Annotated in this window: 15 protein-coding genes and 1 pseudogene; 9 read left to right on the plus strand and 7 right to left on the minus strand. The window is 73.2% G+C overall.

What is annotated here, in order from left to right:
- The first annotated feature begins 27 nt into the window (after positions 1-27).
- Positions 28-1,077 carry a type III polyketide synthase gene (locus ACK8GG_RS11815; RefSeq protein ID WP_440352357.1) on the plus strand — a complete coding sequence of 350 codons (1,050 nt, stop codon included), beginning with the start codon at positions 28-30 and terminating at the stop codon, positions 1,075-1,077.
- Position 1,078: 1 nt separating this feature from the next.
- Here the strand turns inward: ACK8GG_RS11815 and ACK8GG_RS11820 are convergent, their stop codons facing one another.
- Positions 1,079-1,804 carry a hypothetical protein gene (locus ACK8GG_RS11820; RefSeq protein ID WP_440352358.1) on the minus strand — a complete coding sequence of 242 codons (726 nt, stop codon included), beginning with the start codon at positions 1,802-1,804 and terminating at the stop codon, positions 1,079-1,081.
- 327 nt (positions 1,805-2,131) lie between these two features.
- Between ACK8GG_RS11820 and ACK8GG_RS11825 the strand changes: the two genes are divergently transcribed.
- From ACK8GG_RS11825 to ACK8GG_RS11840, 4 genes are read left to right on the plus strand one after another with little or no spacing between them, the layout of a single operon-like run.
- Positions 2,132-2,617: a CarD family transcriptional regulator gene (locus tag ACK8GG_RS11825; protein ID WP_440349354.1), complete on the plus strand. Its 486-nt coding sequence runs from the start codon at positions 2,132-2,134 to the stop codon at positions 2,615-2,617.
- A gap of 47 nt (positions 2,618-2,664) precedes the next feature.
- A complete protein-coding gene (gene ispD / locus ACK8GG_RS11830; protein WP_440353320.1) occupies positions 2,665-3,387 on the plus strand; it encodes a 2-C-methyl-D-erythritol 4-phosphate cytidylyltransferase in 723 nt (240 codons plus the stop codon).
- Entirely contained in the window at positions 3,384-3,872 is a 489-nt protein-coding gene (gene ispF / locus ACK8GG_RS11835) for a 2-C-methyl-D-erythritol 2,4-cyclodiphosphate synthase (RefSeq protein WP_440349356.1), read from the plus strand. The genes ispD and ispF overlap by 4 nt, the downstream gene beginning before the upstream one ends.
- Positions 3,869-4,879: a tetratricopeptide repeat protein gene (locus ACK8GG_RS11840; RefSeq protein WP_440349357.1), complete on the plus strand. Its 1,011-nt coding sequence runs from the start codon at positions 3,869-3,871 to the stop codon at positions 4,877-4,879. The genes ispF and ACK8GG_RS11840 overlap by 4 nt, the downstream gene beginning before the upstream one ends.
- A gap of 39 nt (positions 4,880-4,918) precedes the next feature.
- Here ACK8GG_RS11840 and ACK8GG_RS11845 read toward each other — a convergent pair whose 3' ends face one another.
- Positions 4,919-6,112, minus strand: coding sequence for a homogentisate 1,2-dioxygenase (locus tag ACK8GG_RS11845; protein WP_440356298.1), 1,194 nt, complete (start codon positions 6,110-6,112; stop codon positions 4,919-4,921).
- An 88-nt stretch (positions 6,113-6,200) separates the two neighbouring features.
- Here ACK8GG_RS11845 and ACK8GG_RS11850 point away from each other — a divergent pair.
- Both ACK8GG_RS11850 and fahA read left to right on the plus strand, forming a co-directional pair.
- A pseudogene (locus ACK8GG_RS11850) lies at positions 6,201-7,127 on the plus strand (hypothetical protein); the annotation flags it as partial.
- A gap of 83 nt (positions 7,128-7,210) precedes the next feature.
- Positions 7,211-8,413 (plus strand): fumarylacetoacetase, encoded by a 1,203-nt coding sequence (gene fahA / locus ACK8GG_RS11855; RefSeq protein ID WP_440352360.1) that lies wholly within the window; start codon positions 7,211-7,213, stop codon positions 8,411-8,413.
- Between the two features lie 131 nt (positions 8,414-8,544).
- Here fahA and ACK8GG_RS11860 read toward each other — a convergent pair whose 3' ends face one another.
- Positions 8,545-8,988: a hypothetical protein gene (locus ACK8GG_RS11860; protein ID WP_440352361.1), complete on the minus strand. Its 444-nt coding sequence runs from the start codon at positions 8,986-8,988 to the stop codon at positions 8,545-8,547.
- Between the two features lie 262 nt (positions 8,989-9,250).
- Here ACK8GG_RS11860 and ACK8GG_RS11865 point away from each other — a divergent pair, with 262 nt between their 5' ends.
- Positions 9,251-10,498: an outer membrane protein assembly factor BamB family protein gene (locus ACK8GG_RS11865; RefSeq protein ID WP_440356299.1), complete on the plus strand. Its 1,248-nt coding sequence runs from the start codon at positions 9,251-9,253 to the stop codon at positions 10,496-10,498.
- A gap of 54 nt (positions 10,499-10,552) precedes the next feature.
- Here ACK8GG_RS11865 and hisC read toward each other — a convergent pair whose 3' ends face one another.
- The 3 genes from hisC to hppD all read right to left on the minus strand — a co-directional run bounded on the left by hisC (position 10,553) and on the right by hppD (position 14,022).
- A complete protein-coding gene (gene hisC / locus ACK8GG_RS11870) occupies positions 10,553-11,656 on the minus strand; it encodes a histidinol-phosphate transaminase (protein WP_440352363.1) in 1,104 nt (367 codons plus the stop codon).
- Positions 11,653-12,666, minus strand: a complete 1,014-nt coding sequence (locus ACK8GG_RS11875; protein WP_440356300.1) for an RDD family protein — start codon at positions 12,664-12,666, stop codon at positions 11,653-11,655. Before ACK8GG_RS11875 ends, hisC begins: the two co-directional genes overlap by 4 nt.
- A 150-nt stretch (positions 12,667-12,816) precedes the next feature.
- The gene (hppD, locus tag ACK8GG_RS11880; RefSeq protein ID WP_440352365.1) at positions 12,817-14,022 is read right to left on the minus strand and encodes a 4-hydroxyphenylpyruvate dioxygenase; all 1,206 of its coding nucleotides are present in this window, start codon (positions 14,020-14,022) and stop codon (positions 12,817-12,819) included.
- A gap of 132 nt (positions 14,023-14,154) precedes the next feature.
- Here hppD and ACK8GG_RS11885 point away from each other — a divergent pair, with 132 nt between their 5' ends.
- The gene (locus ACK8GG_RS11885) at positions 14,155-14,697 is read left to right on the plus strand and encodes an Lrp/AsnC family transcriptional regulator (protein WP_440352366.1); all 543 of its coding nucleotides are present in this window, start codon (positions 14,155-14,157) and stop codon (positions 14,695-14,697) included.
- On the opposite strand, the gene ACK8GG_RS11890 is transcribed toward ACK8GG_RS11885, so the two are convergent.
- Positions 14,643-15,641 carry an ArsR/SmtB family transcription factor gene (locus ACK8GG_RS11890; RefSeq protein WP_440356423.1) on the minus strand — a complete coding sequence of 333 codons (999 nt, stop codon included), beginning with the start codon at positions 15,639-15,641 and terminating at the stop codon, positions 14,643-14,645. The genes ACK8GG_RS11885 and ACK8GG_RS11890 overlap by 55 nt on opposite strands.
- Positions 15,642-15,659: the final 18 nt, after the last annotated feature.

Here is a 15,659-nt window from a genome sequence, read left to right on the forward strand (position 1 = left end):
GGACGAACGAGGTGAGGGAGCGTGTCGGTGGCATCGGTTGTCGCGGGGCTCGGGTCGGCGCTGCCGCCGTCGGTCACTCAGCAGGAGATGTGGGAGGGCTTTTTCGCCCGGCACTACTCGGGCAGCGCCCGGGCGGTGGCGGAGCGCATTTTCGCTCATTCGGGGGTGACGCGGCGGCAGGCGGCGGTCAACCCGGTGCTGGAGGACGTCTCCGACTGGTCGACCGAACGCCGGATGCGGCGCTACCTGGTGGAGGCCCTGCCACTGGGGAAGGAGGCGGTGAGCCGGGCGCTGACCGACGCCGGCCTCGACGCCGCCGAGCTGGGGCTCTTCGCGGTCTGCTCCTGCACCGGCTATGCCACGCCGGGGCTGGACATCCTGCTCGCCCGTGATCTGGGCATGGCCGATACGACCCAGCGGCTGATGGTCGGCCACATGGGTTGTTACGCCGCGCTGCCGGGGCTGGCCGCGGTGAGTGACTTCGTCACCGCCCGCGGGCGGCCGGCGCTGCTGCTCTGCGCGGAGCTGACGAGTCTGCACATCCAGCCGGCGCCGGCGCGGACGGACACTCAGCAGATCGTCTCGCACGCGCTCTTCTCCGACGCCGCGGTCGCTGTGGCGCTGCGTCCGGGCGAGGCCGGCGGGTACGCGGTGCGGGAGGTCGCCGCGGTCACCGACACCTCCACCTCGGAGTTGATGACCTGGGAGGTGACCGACGCCGGTTTCCGGATGGGCCTGTCACCCCAGGTGCCCCAGGTGCTCTCCACGCACGTGCGCCGGATGGTGGAGGGGCTGCTGGCCCGGCACGGTCTGCGCCTGCCCGACGTCGACGGCTGGGCGGTGCATCCGGGTGGCCCGCGGATCCTGGACGTGGTGCAGCGGGAGCTGGAGTTGCCGGACGTGGCGCTGGCGGCCTCTCGCGGGGTCCTCGACGAGCACGGGAACTGCTCCTCGCCGACTGTGCTGCTGATCCTGGACCGGCTGTTGCGGGCGCCGGCGCCGCCGCAGTGGGTGGTGATGCTGGCTTTCGGGCCGGGCCTGACTCTCTACGGCGCCCTGCTGCAACGCTCCGCCTGACTCACCCGGCGAGCAGCGGTAGGTCGGCGCGGTACTCCTCGGCCGAGCCGAGCGCCGGCAGGACGCGGATGACGGTGCCGGTGGCGTTGACGAGGACGGCGGTGGTGGTGCCGCCGGCGGGGGTGAACCCGAGCAGCTCGCGCAGCTCTCCGGCCGGGTCCGCCAGGGCCCGGACCGGCACGTCACCGGTCTGGGGCGAGATGGCGGGCGCGCTGGTGCTGTCCCCGGCGACCGCGACGACGGTGACGCCGGCCGGGGCCGCGGCGACGGCGTCGGCCACCGCGTCGGCGCAGGCGCACTCCTGGGTCAGCAGGATGATCGCGGGGCGCAGACCGCGCAGCGAGACGGGCTCCTGCCGCGTGCCGGTCAGCTCGAGCGCCGGCAGTGGCCGCCCGACGAGGGCGGCGGCGGCAGGGCCCGGGGAGGCCGGCTCGCTGCGCAGGGCGGTGGAGGTCGCCCGTTCGGACCAGGTGACGCCGGCCAGGCCGGCGAGCGTGATCAGCACCGAGGCGATCATGAAGATGGTTATCTGTCGCAGGCTCAGCGAGCCGCTCTCGGCGGGGCCGGATCGGCCGGCGCGCAGTTCGCGCCGGATCTGTTCGGCCTCACGGTGCAGGGCGGAGGCGTCGTCGGGGACGACGATGTGTCCCCACTCGGCGGGCAGGTCGGGCAGCCCGTCGCCGGCGGGTGGGTCGTCCCAGTTTCCGTTGCCGTCGGGCCTGCTCATCGCGCCACCTGAATGTCGTCGCCCCTGCCGGTCCGCGCCGAGTCTCCAGGGTCTCGCACCCCCGCATCCTGCGCCAGAGGTGGGCGGAGGGTGATCTCGTTGGATACAATTCGTTGCACATCCAGACCCGAGATCCACTTCTGTCACGATCATGCCGTGCGGTGATTCGACTGTCACTCTCTGTGCCGGAATCACCGATTCGGCCCCGTGTCAAGCCGAAGAAATCCCTCTCACAGCCCCCCTGACCTGCGTCAACAGTCAAGGCTGCGGTGGGACAGAGGTGTCGGGGCGTGTTACCCTAGACACAGCGAAAGGGGTTTCGAACCTATGGTTTTCAGTGTCGGCGAGACCGTTGTCTACCCCCACCACGGGGCCGCACTCATCGAGGCAATCGAGACCCGGGTCATCAAGGGCGAGGAAAAGAAGTACCTCGTCCTGAAGGTCGCTCAGGGTGACTTGACGGTCCGGGTGCCCGCGGAAAATGCCGAGATCGTCGGCGTGCGCGAAGTTGTCGGCGAAGAGGGCCTTGGCAAGGTCTTCGATGTTCTCCGGGCTCCGCACACCGAGGAGCCGACCAACTGGTCGCGGCGTTACAAGGCAAATCTGGAGAAGCTGGCCTCCGGCAACCCGCTGAAGGTGGCGGAGGTTGTTCGCGACCTCTGGCGCCGGGAGCGGGAGCGGGGTCTGTCCGCGGGTGAGAAGCGCATGCTCGCCAAGGCCCGTGACATTCTGGTGGGCGAGGTCGCCCTTGCCGAGAAGAGCACCAAGGACGAGGCGGAGACGCTGCTCGACAAGGTGCTCACCGAGGCATAATTCGGCACGTGCCGATTGCTGATCAAGAAACATTCGAGGACCGCGACGTGACCGCGCAGCTCAATCCGCGCGGTGACGTCGCGGTCCTTGTTCCTGCCGCCGGTGCCGGTGTCCGCCTCGGCCCGGGGCGCCCCAAAGCCCTGCGGCTGCTCGCCGGCGAACCCCTCCTGGTGCACGCTGTCCGCCGCGTGGCGACCGCTTCGGTGCGCAGCATCGTGGTTGCCGCCCCCGCGGCCGAGGTGGCCGAGGTGCGCGAGCTGCTGGCCCCGATCGCGCCGGTCACCGTCGTGGCCGGTGGCGAGACCCGCCAGGATTCTGTCGCCTGCGCACTGGCCGCGGTCCCCGCCGACGTGGAGATCATCCTGGTGCACGACGCGGCGCGGGCCCTCGTGCCGCCGGAGCTGGTGGAGTCGGTCGCCGCCGCGATCCGTGCCGGCGCCCCGGCCGCCGTGCCGGTGCTGCCGGTGGTCGACACCATCAAGCGGGTCTCCGCCGAGGGCGTGGTCACCGCCACCGTCGACCGCGCCGAGCTGCGCAGCGTGCAGACCCCGCAGGGCTTCCGGCGGGCAGTGCTGACGGCCGCGCACGCGGCCGGGTCCGACGCGTTGACCGACGACGCCGGGCTTGTCGAGCAGCAGGGCGTTCCGGTGACCTGCGTGCCCGGCTCCGAGTTCGCGCTGAAGGTCACCCGCCCCTTCGATCTGGCGCTCGCCGAGCACCTGCTCACGGTCGCGCCCGAGCCGGCCGCGCCGCGTACCCTGATCGCATGATCATTCCTCGGGTCGCCGTCGGCACCGACATCCACGCCTTCGAGCAGGGACGCCCCTGCTGGGTGGCCGGCCTGCACTGGCCGGACGTGGACGGGCTCGCCGGGCACTCCGACGCGGACGTCGCCTCGCACGCCGCCTGCAACGCGCTCCTCTCCGCCGCCGGGCTCGGCGACCTGGGCTCCAACTTCGGCATCGGCGAACCGGAATGGGCCGGCGCCCCGGGCACCGTGCTGCTCGCTGAGTCCGCCCGGCGTGTTCGGGACGCCGGGTTCGAGATCGGCAACGTCTCGGTGCAGGTCATCGGCGTACGGCCGAAGATCGGTCCGCGGCGCGAGGAGGCGCAGCAGGTGATGAGCGCGGCGGTCGGGGCGCCGGTGACCGTCTCCGCCGCCACCACCGACGGGCTCGGTTTCACCGGCCGCGCCGAGGGGCTCGTGGGCATCGCCGTGGCGCTGATCTATCCGGTCGCGGGGGACACGGCGTGACCGCGGATCCCTTCGAGTCCGACGCGGCCGGCTACACCGACCGGGCCCAGCTGCTGGCCGAGCTCGGGCGCTTCGACGACGCCGTCACCGAACTCGGCACCGCGGCGACCCTCGACCCGGACGATCCCCGGCCACTGGTGCTGCTCGCCCGGGTCCAGCTCGCCGCCGGGCGTCCCGAGGCCGCGCTGGCCGCCGCCGACGCGGCCCTCGCACTGGAGCCCGGCGTGCTGCCCGTGCTGGCCGTACGGGGAATGGCCCTGGTCGATCTACGGCGCTACCGGGAGGCGGCGGAGCTGGCGCAGGGCATCCTGCGTGCCTCCCCGCACGACGGGTACGCCCAGCGCACCGGGGCGGCGCTCCTCGGCGAATCCCGCAACGGCCAGGAGGCGCTCGACGCCGCCTGGCGGGCCACCCAGCTCACCCCGCAGGAGCCCCAGGCGCACCTGGTGCTCAGCGTCGTCGCCGCCCGCATGCAGGTCTTCGACCTCGCCGAGAAGGCGTACCGGGAGGCGTTGCGGCTTGACCCGTACCTCGCCGAGGCCACGGCGGACACCGGCGTGCTGCGTCTGGAGCAGCGGCGGCAGGCCGAGGCGCTGGAGTACCTCGCCGCGACCGCGCCGGTGCCGATCGGGGCGTCCCGCTCGGTCTGGACCGGGCTGCACCAGGCGGTCGCCTACGGTGCCGGGTACTCCCTGATCGGGGCGATCGTCATCGCCTGGGCCGCGACCTCCTCGGGCGGCTTCTCCCGGCTGCTGGCGCTGCTGGTGGCGCTGACCGGCGCCGGGCTGGGCTGGTGGCTGGTCAAGCGGATGCCGGAGCTGAGCCCGGCGCAGCTGCCGCAGCTCTGGCAGGCCGACCGGACGCTGATGCTCGCCGTCGGCGGCGCCGCGGCCGGCCTGCTCCTGCTGCTTACCTATGTGCTGATCGGCACCCCGTGGCCGCTGGTGGCGGCGATCGGGGTCACCGCCGTCGCCGAGGTCGTCCTCTTCACCCGCCGCCTGAGCTGAGCGGGTCGGACAGCCCCGCCCGTACGCGCCGGGCGGGGCTCACTGACCGGCGGGGCGGGCCCAGGTCCAGGCGTACCCGGGGTCCTCGCACTCCGCAGCGGCCTCGCAGAGCTCGAGCGGGCGGAACGTGTCGACCATGACGGCGAGCTCGTCGAAGAACTCCGCGCCGAGGGAGCGTTCGACGGCGCCTGGCTGCGGACCGTGGGTGAACCCGGCCGGGTGCAGCGAGATCGAGCCCTGTTCGATGCCGGAGCCGCGCCGGGCCTCGTAGTTGCCGCCGGTGTAGAACATCATCTCGTCGGAGTCGACGTTGTGGTGGTTGTACGGCACCGGCACCGCCTGCGGGTGGTAGTCGACCTTGCGCGGCACGAAGGAGCAGATCACGAAGTTCGGGCCTTCGAAGGTCTGGTGCACCGGTGGCGGCTGGTGCACCCGGCCGGTGATCGGCTCGAAGTCGTGGATGGAGAACGCCCACGGGTAGAGGTGGCCGTCCCAGCCGACCACGTCGAAGGGGTGGTGTGCGTAGACGTACCGGGTCCAGGCGGTGCCGTCGCCGGTGCCGCGGGCACGGTGGCGGACGTAGACCTCGACGTCGGTGTCGTCGACGAGCAGCGGGCCCTGCGGTCCGCGGACGTCGCGCTCGCAGTACGGCGAGTGCTCCAGGAACTGGCCGCGCACCGACAGGTAGCGCCGGGGCGGTCCGATGTGCCCGCTCGCCTCGACCGTCAGCAGCCGCAGCGGTTCCGCGCCGGTCGGGACGATCCGGAAGATCACCGAGGTCGGGACGATGACGTAGTCGCCCGCGCCCGCCTCCAGCACGCCGAAGGTGGATTCCAGGCGCATCGTGCCGGCCTCGACGTAGAGGCACTCGTCGCCGATGGCGTTGCGGTAGAGCGGGGAGGGTTCGGTGGCGACGGCGTACCCGATTCGGACGTCGTCGTTGGCGAGCAGCGGCCGCCGGCCGAGCACGGCGTCGCCGCCGGTGCCGTCGAGCTTGTGGGTACGCAGGTGACGCGGCTTCAGCGGCAGGTTCGGCACCCGGGTGGTGGCGGGCGGGGTGTACTCCTCGGCGGTGAGGATCCCGGTGGGCAGGTGCCGGTGGTAGAGCAGGGAGGAGTCGGAGGAGAAGCCTTCCTGGCCCATCAGCTCCTCGGCGTAGAGCGTGCCGTCGGGCTGGCGGAACTGGGTGTGGCGCTTGCGGGGCACCTCGCCGACGCTGCGGTAGTAGGGCATGTCGCCTCCCGATTCGTCCCGGTCACCAGCGGCGGGCGTCCGATAATCGGACGCTCTTGTCCGCTCTGTGTAGCGTCCCGTAAGTTCTGTGGTTGTGTCAACGCTGCCCCCTCTGCTCCGCGGCCTGGTGGACGACGCGGCGGTCTTCCCACCCGGCAGTGCCACGCTGCCCGACGCCCTCGCCGCCCACCGCCGCCACCGCGAGGCCTGGTACGCCGACCTCGTCGGGCCCCTGCTGGTGCCCGCCTCCGCGCTGACCGACCTGGCGGCGCTGCTCGACCCGGCCGCCACCATCGACGTCGGCGTCATCGGCGACGTGCCGATCGGCGACCTGGCCGCCCTGCTCGCCGACACCGACCCGCGCCTGCGGATCCGGCAGCTCGAAGCCGCGGTCGCCCGCCGCGGCGAGGACCCCCAGCCCGGCCTGCACGCCCTCGCCGCCCTCGCCGCAGACCTGCCCGCCGCCGCAGACCTGCCCGTCTCCGCCGACCTGCCCGCCGACCGGCCGGTTTCCGCGGCTCCGGCTCTCCCCGCCGAGCGGCCCGTCTACGCCGAGCTTCCGCTGACCCGGGGGTTGCCGGAGGCACTGGAGACGCTCGCGCGGCTGCGCGCCGACGGCCTGCCCATCGCGGCCAAGTTCCGCACCGGCGGCCTCGCCGCCGAACTCTTCCCCAGCCCGGCACAGCTCGCCGCGGTGATCGCCGCCTGCCGGGACCACCGGTTGCCCTTCAAGCTCACCGCCGGACTGCACCACGCCCTGCGGCACACCGATCCGGCAACCGGCTTCACCCACCACGGCTTCGTCAACGTCCTCGCCGCCGTCCTCGCCGCCGCCGATGGTGCGACCATCGAGGAGATCACCCGGCTGCTGGCGGCCTGGGACGCCGAGACGCCGGCCGCGCTGGTCGGCGCCGCCACCGGCCGGGACCGTCCCCTCTGGATCGGTTTCGGCTCCTGCAGCGTCACCGAGCCACTGGACGACCTGGCCGGACTGGGATTCACCAGCACCAGCACCAGCACCGGCACCGACGCGAGCCGGGCGGCCGGCCCGACGCGGCCGACACACCCGGCCGGCACGAACGACAGCGAGGAGAGGTCATGACCTGGGTCGAGGGCGCCGACGGTACGCCGTACGGGCTGCAGAACCTGCCGTACGGAGTCTTCCGGCGCGGCGACGGCGCGGCGCGGATCGGGGTGCGCATCGGCGACCTGGTCCTGGACCTGACCGCCGCCGAGGAGGCCGGGCTGGTGCTCGCCGGTGGCGCGTTCGGCGCGGCGACGCTCAACGAGTTCATGGCGCTCGGCCGGGCCCAGTGGACCACCGTGCGACGGCGCATCCGGGAACTGCTCGCCGAGCCGGAGCACCGGGCGGCCGTGGAGCCGCTGCTGGTGCCGCTGGCGCAGGTGCGGATGACGATGCCCTTCGCCGTCGGTGACTACGTCGATTTCTACTCCTCGGCGCACCACGCCACCAACGTCGGCCGGATCTTCCGCCCCGACCAGGCGCCGCTGCTGCCGAACTGGAAGCACCTGCCGATCGGCTACCACGGCCGGGCCGGCACCGTCGTCGTCTCCGGCACGCCGATCACGCGGCCCCGGGGTCAGCGCGCCACGTCGCAGGGCCCGGTCTTCGGCCCTTCCGTACGCCTGGACATCGAGGCCGAGGTCGGGTTCGTCGTCGGTGTCGGCTCCGAACTGGGGCAGCCGGTGCCGGTCGGGTCCTTCGCCGACCACGTCTTCGGGGTGGTGCTGGTCAACGACTGGTCCGCCCGGGACATCCAGGCGTGGGAGTACCAGCCGCTCGGCCCCTTCCTCGGCAAGTCCTTCGCCACCTCCGTCTCGGCGTGGGTGGTGCCCCTGGAGGCGCTGGCCGAGGCGTGGGTGCCCGCGCCGGAGCAGGACCCGGCGGTGCTGGACTACCTGCGCGACACCCCGCACCTCGGGCTGGACCTGCGGCTGTCGGTCCAGTGGAACGGTGAGCGGGTCACCGAGCCGCCCTTCGCGTCGATGTACTGGACGCCCGCGCAGCAGCTCGCCCACCTCACCGTCAACGGCGCGTCGCTGCGCACCGGCGACCTCTACGCCTCCGGCACGGTCTCCGGCCCGGAACGCAGCCAGGTCGGCTCGTTTCTGGAGCTGAGCTGGGGCGGCACCGAGCCGATCGCGCTCGGCGCGGCGAAGCGGACATTTCTCGACGACGGCGACACCGTGACCATCACGGCGACCGCGCCCGGCCCGGACGGCAGCACCATCGGCCTCGGCGAGGTGACCGGCACGATCACGCCGCCGATCACCGGCTGACCGACGACCAGCCGGCGGCTGACCGCCGCCTGCACACAGCGAGGTCAGGCACAGCGGGCGGCACCTGCGGGCCCAGGCGCAGACGGCGGGACCTGCGGGTTCAGGCGCAGCGCGGGCAGGGCGCAGCGGGGTCAGGCGCCGGGCTCGCCGGGCTGCGGCAGGGCCGGGCCGCGCCAGTGCAGCTCCGGCGGGCGTCCGCGCGGCACCACGACCTGGCGTACCCAGCGGCGGATCTGCCGGCGGCGGCGGTCCGGGTGGGTGCGGGGGTGGGCGGCCCGGCGGGCCAGCCAGGTCCGCAGGGCGTACCGCGGCAGGTGGCGCAGCGCCGCGTCGAGCACCGCGCAGCTGACGTACGTCTCCAGCCGGAAGGCGGCGACCGGTGGCCGGCCGCAGCCGCCGTCGCAGCGGTAGAGGCGCTGAGGTGCGCCGTCGGCGGACCGGTCCAGCGGCACCATCGCGGCGCCACAGCCACACGAGAGCATCCCCCAGAGCAGGAAGGGCGTGGGCCGGCCCGGCTCGTCCCACCAGGATTCCGCCCTGGACCGGCCGCCGGTCCGCCCCGTCGGCTGTCGCATCCGGTTCACCACCTTCGATGGCCGCGTGCGCCGGACGGTGCCGGGTGCCGGGTGCGGCACTCGCGGCGCGACGCCCGGGAGTCTCCTGATCGAGGAGTCTGCGCGATCGCGGAAAGCGACACAATCCTTACGCATGGATACGACAGTTGGTATGCGGCCTTCTCCGGGCGGCAGACCCCGTCGGCGCGACACGAACTCGTTCAGGGAACCGGCAGAAAACCGTCAACCGCGCATCGGTAGGGTGCCGGACGGAGGTGTGTCCATGGCATTGGCGAAGGGCCGACGGCTGACGGTCGCCGTCCTGGCGGCGGTGACGGCCCTCGGGGTGAGCGTCGTGGTCGCGTACCGGATGCTGGCCCCGGCCGACGTGGTCACCCCCGCGACGCAGCCCTACCCCGCGGCGGTCACCCCCAAGGTCGGCACCGACACCCGGCTGGCAATGGCCCCGCTGATCGTCGACGACCGGCTGCGGGTCTACGCCACCACCCGCCAGGTCTGGGCCGACCATCCGGTGGACGCGCGCACCCGCCGTACCGCCTTCTGGTCGTTGCGGCGCTGGCCGGCGGAGGTCTCCGGGGTCGCGGCCGGCGGCACCACCGTGCTGACCCGCTGGTCCGACGGGGAACTGGTCGCGCTCGACGCGCGTACCGGGGAGGTGGCCTGGCGGGTGACCGGGCCGAAGCCGGCCGAGGGTTACACCGGCCGGCTCACCGGCGCCGAGACCGTCTACGCGCCGCCGGGACTGCACCTTGCGACGGACGCCGCCAGTGGCCGCGTCACCGCCGTCGTCGCCGGCGGCGGGGAGCTGGCCGCCTATGACCTGGCCGACGGCCGGCAGCTCTGGCGGGCGTCGGTCGACGACAACTGCCGGGGCGAGAGCTTCACCACGGCGGGCGGGCAGCTCGCCCTGATCGACACCTGCGCGCAGCCGCGGGCGATCGAACTGCGGGACCTTTCCACCGGACAGCCGATCGCCGGCCGGCAGCCGGACGTCAGCGGCACCGACCTCGCGGTGACCCCGGTCGGCTGCCGGGCCGCGGCCTCCGACTGCACCGCCCTGCGGGTGACGGCCGGCGGGCAGACGCAGGGCTGGCGGGTGGACGGGGAGACCCCCGTCGCCGTCGCGGCCCTGGACGCCCCCGGCAGCGTCCTCGTCGGCGACGCCGTGGTCGGATTCGAGGGGACCGACCTGGTGGTCCGGTCGGCGCAGGGCGCCGAACGCTGGCGCAAGTCCGCCCCCGACACCACCCTGCTCGCCGCCGCGGACGGCCGGGTGCACCTGCGCACCTCCGGCAACGACCTGGTCACCTTCGAGCTGAACCGGGGCCGGGAGCTGTCCCGCTTCCCGCTGACCATGTACAGCGACGACACCGGCTGGGAGGCCGGCTACGTCCAGGCCGTCGACGGCTACGTTGTCGTCGAGCGGCTCAACCGGGCCGACCCCGACCTCGGCGACCGCGCCTACTACCTCGGCGCCGAGCCGGTCCTGATCGCCGTCACCGGCCGCTGACAGCAGCCGGCCGCCGCCCCGCTGGGGACGACGGCCGGTCACGGCGGGCACGGATCAGGCGAGCGCGGCCTCCGCGGCCGCCAGGAAGGCGTCGTTCTCCTCCGGGGTGCCGATGGTGACCCGCACCCCGTCCCCGGCGAAGGGACGGACGATGACCCCGCGCGCCTCACAGGCCCGGCCGAAGGCCACGGCGGCGTCACCCAGCGGCAGCCAGACGAAGTTCGCCTGACTCGTGGGGACCTCCGGCAGGAGCTTGCGCAGCGCCTCGGTGACCCGCTCCCGTTCGCTGATCACCACGTCGCAGCGGCGGCGCATCTCGTCGGCCTGGGTGAGCGCGGCCAGCGCCCCGGCCTGCGCGGCGAGGCTGGTCGAGAAGGGCGTGACGACCTTGCGTACGGCGGCGGCCACCTCCGGGTGGGCGACCAGGAAGCCGATCCGCAGCCCGGCCAGCCCCCACGCCTTCGACAGTGTCCGCAGCACCACCACGTTCGGCCGGTCCAGGTACGTCAGGCCGTCGGGCACCTGCCGGTCGGTGACGAACTCCCGGTACGCCTCGTCGATGACGACCAGCACGTCCTGCGGAACCGCGTCGAGGAAGGCGTCCAGCTCGGCCTTGCGCACCGAGGTGCCGGTCGGGTTGTTCGGGTTGCAGACGATCACCAGCCGGGTCCGGTCGGTGATCGCCGCCGCCATCGCCGACAGGTCGTGGCCGTGTGCGGCGGTGTTCGGCACCCGCACGCTGCTCGCCCCGCTGGTCGCCGCGATGATCGGGTACGCCTCGAAGGAGCGCCACGAGTAGACCATCTCGTCGCCGGGCAGGCAGGTGGCGCGGACCAGGTGCTCGGCGAGCGCCACCGATCCGCAGCCGGTGGCGATGCGCTCGGCGGGTACGCCGTACCGCTCGGCGAGGGCGTCGCGCAGCGCGACAACGCCCATGTCCGGGTAGCGGTGCACGCCGGTGACGGCCTCGGTGACCGCCTCGACGACGCCGGGCAGCGGCCCGAACGGCACCTCGTTGCTGGCGAGCTTGATCGCCTCCGTCAGCCCCAGCTCACGGGCCAGGTCGGCGGGGCTGCGGCCGGGGACGTAGTTGGGCAGCGCGTCGAGGTCGGCGCGGGTCAGCCCGAGCCGGGGCGGACGCGGAACGGATCCGGTCACGGTGCGGTACCTCCTGTGGGGGTGGAGTCGTTGTCGGCGCTGCCGGGGGTCGGCGGCGTGTCGCGGGGCGCCCGCACCACCACGGTCAGCGCGCGCTTGTCGTGCAGGGCCTGCTGAAGCGGCCGGTCCACGACGGGGGAGAAGGCGTCGAAGAGCTGCAGCACGAGGCCGAGTCCGCAGCAGTACCAGAGCAGGGTGGGCAGGCCGAAGGTGTTCCAGCGGCGCAGCGAGCGGTTGCCACCGACGGGCTTGCCCGACTCCAGCGCCACCACCTTGATGCCCATCACCCGCTTGCCGAAGGTCTGCCCGGTACGCCCCACCGCCGGCACCTCGTAGACCGCCCAGAGCACGGCGATGATCAGCAGGATCAACATGGTCAGCGTGCCGGAGCGGTCGCTGGTGGGCAGCCCTTCGGTGGAGGTGTCACCGGCCATCGAGCGGCGCCACGCCTCCTGCCAGATCGGGGTGATCTCCTCGATGAGCTGCCAGACCAGCCAGAAGCAGGCGACCGCGCTCAGCCCGAAGACGATCGCGAAGTCGATCAGCCGGGCGACCAGCCGCGTGCCGAGCCCGGCGAGCTGCATGCCGTGCGGCGCCGGCGGGGGCGCCGGGTGGACGTACCCGTGGGGTGGCCAGCCGGGTGGCGGCTGCTGTCCGGGTGGCGCCTGCTGTCCGGGTGGCGGTTGCTGTCCGGTGGGCGGTGCGGGCCAGCCGGGCGGTGCGGGCCAGCCGGGCGGGCTCGCACCCGGTGGGGGTGCCGGCCAGCCGGCGCCGGGTGGCGTGCCGGCGGGACCCGGCACCGCGGGGGAACCGGGCTGACCGGCCGGTGAGACCTGGCCGGTCACCGCCGGTGAGGCGGGTTCCGGTTCCGGTTCGGGCTCCGGCGGGGGCGGCCCCTCCGGGGTGGGGGCATCGGCGGGCAGGGCACGGCCGATCCAGCCACCCCCGTCCCAGTAACGCTGGGTAGCCGGATCGGCGGGATCGACGTACCAGCCGGGCGCGACACTCATCGGGCCGACCTCAGTTCGCTGCTCACGGTCACCCTGGAACCTTATCCACCGGTTCCACCCGCACTGATCGGTGCGGGTGGAACCGGGGAGCGGGCGGCTGCCCGCCCGCTCCCCGGCCGCGGCGTTGCGGCGTGCTGCGCGTCGCTGAGGTCACAGGTTGCCGCGGCGCTCCTGCTCGCGCTCGATCGCCTCGAAGAGCGCCTTGAAGTTGCCCTTGCCGAAGCCGAGCGAGCCGTGCCGCTCGATCAGCTCGAAGAAGACAGTCGGCCGGTCCTGGACGGGCTTGGTGAAGATCTGCAGCAGGTAGCCGTCCTCGTCCCGGTCGACCAGGATCTTGCGGGACTTCAGCTCCTCGATCGGGGCGCGGACGTTGCCGATGCGGGCCCGCAGCTCCGGGTCCTCGTAGTAGGAGTCCGGGGTGTCCAGGAACTCCACGCCCGCGGCGCGCATCGCGTCGACGGTGGTGAGGATGTCGTTGGTGGCGAGCGCGATGTGCTGGGCGCCCGGCCCCTGGTAGAACTCCAGGTACTCGTCGATCTGCGACTTCTTGCGCGCGATCGCCGGCTCGTTCAGCGGGAACTTCACCCGGCGGGTGCCGTTGGCGACCACCTTGGACATCAGCGCCGAGTAGTCGGTGGCGATGTCGTCGCCGATGAACTCGGCCATGTTGGTGAAGCCCATGACGCGGGCGTAGAAGGTCACCCACTCTTCCATCTTGCCGAGCTCGACGTTGCCGACGATGTGGTCGACGGCCTGGAAGAAGCGCTTCGGCTGAAGACCCGCCTCGATCATCGGCGTGCGGTCGACGATCGGGCCGCGGGCGACGAAGCCCGGCAGGAACGGGCCGCTGTAGCGGGAGCGGTCGACCAGCGTGTGCCGGGTGTCGCCGTAGGTGGCGATGGCGGCGGTCCGGATCGTGCCGTGCTCGTCGGTGACGTCCGCCGGCTCGGCGAGCCCGGTCGCGCCCTGGGAGACCGCGTACGCGTAGGCCTTGTCGACGTCGGGGACCTCGAGGGCGATGTCGCTGACACCGTCGCTGTGCTTGGCGACGTGCTCGGCGCCTTCGGCGTCGGGGCGGACCGCGCCACGCAGCAGGAACCGGGCCGAGCCGCTGGTCAGGACGTACTCGGCGTGGTCGCGGTAGCCCTGCTCGGGGCCGCGGTACGCCACGCAGGTCATGCCGAAGGCGGTGGAGTAGTAGTGGGCCGCCTGTTTGGCGTTGCCGACCATGAAGGTCACGTGGTCGACACTGCGGACCGGGAAGGGGTCGGCGGAGATGTCGTGGTCGACGGCGCCGACGAGCCGGTCGACATCCACCTCGTCGGTCGGCTGGGGCCGGTCGATCGCCTGGGTCATGGCTGCCTCCTTGGCTCGGCCGGGGGTCCGGCATGTCGGGGGTGTTGTGGCGAGGATCGCTTTACCGCCACCAGTTGGGCAACTGTCCGCAATAGCGCTGGTCACCTTGCACATTTGGTACGGTCATCGACCATGCCCTCTGCGCAAGATGTACAGCTTGATGCCCTGGACCTCGCGTTGATCGAGCTGCTCGACCTGGAGCCGCGCATCGGGGTCCTGGAGTGCTCCCGGCGGCTGCGGGTGGCCCGCGGCACCGTGCAGGCCCGGCTCGACAAGCTCCTCGCCCGCGGTGTCATCGGCGGCTTCGGCCCGCAGCTCTCGCCGGCGGCGATCGGATTCACCGTCACCTCGTTCATCACCCTGGAGATCAGTCAGCGGCACGGCCACAACCGGGTCACCGAGCACCTGTCGGCCATCCCCGAGGTGCTGGAGGCGCACACCATCACCGGCGCCAGTGACCTGCTCTGCCGCATCGTTGCCCGCTCCAACACCGACCTGCAGCGGGTCATCGACCAGATCGTGTCCTATGAGGGGATCACCCGGGCCTCGACGATCATCGCGCTCGCCGAGCAGATCCCGTACCGGGTGCTGCCCCTGGCCCGTTCGGCGGCGCTCGACCGTCAGGCCGGGGACGGCTCGGCGGTGAGCGCGTCGCCGAGCGCGGTGCGTTCGTAGCGCACCGACCGTCCGGTCCGGACCCCGCGGACCAGGCCGGCGTCGCGCAGCACCGCCAGGTGCCCGCCGATGGTGCCCAGGCTCAGGCCGAACTGCGCGGTGAGCTGGCTGGTGGTCGCCGGCGCGGCCAGCGCCCGCAGCAGCGCCGCCCGGTTCGCGCCGACCAGCCGGTCCAGCCCGTCGGCGGTGCGGCCGGCGGGTGCCGGCCCGAGCAGGTCGGCCACGGAGCGGGCCCGGTAGGTGATCGCGTACGGCCAGGGGGGTTCGACGAAGATGCCGAGGCCGCCGAAGATGCTCGGCACGAAGAGCAGCCCCTGCCCGTTGGGCCGGTGTCGCTCGGGCGCCTGCCCCGCGGCGACGATGGTGCCGGTGTCGCCCTCGACGCTCCAGCTCAGGCGCCGGTCCATGCCGGCCAGGGCCCCGGCCCAGCCGTACGTGGCGAGGCGGCCGGCCCGGTAGACGAGGTCGCGTTCGAGGATGGCCCGCAGCCGGGGCCAGTCCGGTTCGATCAGCGTTGCCCAGGCCGCCTCGACGGCGTCGGCGAAGTGCCGGACGACGTCGGGGGAGTCGAGCAGTCGCCGGATCTGTTCCGGGGGCCGGTGGTGTCCGGCGAGGTTGCGGGCGAGTTCGGCGCGGGCCTGGGCGAGCGGAGTGGCCCGGACGACGGCGAGCTCGTCGGCGAAGGTCAGCCCCACTCCGGTCGGGGGCGGGCAGATGAAGTCGGCGTTGTAGAGCCGGCGGCGGTAGAGCGCCCGCATCGCGTCGATGCCCGGCCAGGACCGGCGCAGCGCGGTGTAGCGCGGCCGCATCCGTTCCGCCCAGGGGCGCAGCGGCCCGGCCGGGAGATGCCCGGCGAGGAGCCGGAGCGCGGCGGTGGTCTCGCCGAGCGGCGAGATCGCGTACCGGCTGGCGGCAACGTCCGCCGGGCTGACTTCGATCCGTATCACCGGCACCTCCCGGGC

The sequence above is a fragment of the Melissospora conviva genome, assembly GCF_049523535.1.
Lineage (GTDB): Bacteria > Actinomycetota > Actinomycetes > Mycobacteriales > Micromonosporaceae > Melissospora > Melissospora conviva.

Coding starts and splice junctions, on each gene's coding strand:
- ACK8GG_RS11825 (WP_440349354.1), top strand. CDS start 2,132: ATGGTTTTCAGTGTCGGCGAGACCGTTGTCTACCCCCACCACGGGGCC.
- hppD (WP_440352365.1), bottom strand. CDS start 14,022: ATGACCCAGGCGATCGACCGGCCCCAGCCGACCGACGAGGTGGATGTC.
- ACK8GG_RS11865 (WP_440356299.1), top strand. CDS start 9,251: ATGGCATTGGCGAAGGGCCGACGGCTGACGGTCGCCGTCCTGGCGGCG.
- ACK8GG_RS11875 (WP_440356300.1), bottom strand. CDS start 12,666: ATGAGTGTCGCGCCCGGCTGGTACGTCGATCCCGCCGATCCGGCTACC.
- ACK8GG_RS11885 (WP_440352366.1), top strand. CDS start 14,155: ATGCCCTCTGCGCAAGATGTACAGCTTGATGCCCTGGACCTCGCGTTG.
- ACK8GG_RS11820 (WP_440352358.1), bottom strand. CDS start 1,804: ATGAGCAGGCCCGACGGCAACGGAAACTGGGACGACCCACCCGCCGGC.
- ACK8GG_RS11860 (WP_440352361.1), bottom strand. CDS start 8,988: ATGCGACAGCCGACGGGGCGGACCGGCGGCCGGTCCAGGGCGGAATCC.
- fahA (WP_440352360.1), top strand. CDS start 7,211: ATGACCTGGGTCGAGGGCGCCGACGGTACGCCGTACGGGCTGCAGAAC.
- ACK8GG_RS11845 (WP_440356298.1), bottom strand. CDS start 6,112: ATGCCCTACTACCGCAGCGTCGGCGAGGTGCCCCGCAAGCGCCACACC.
- ispF (WP_440349356.1), top strand. CDS start 3,384: ATGATCATTCCTCGGGTCGCCGTCGGCACCGACATCCACGCCTTCGAG.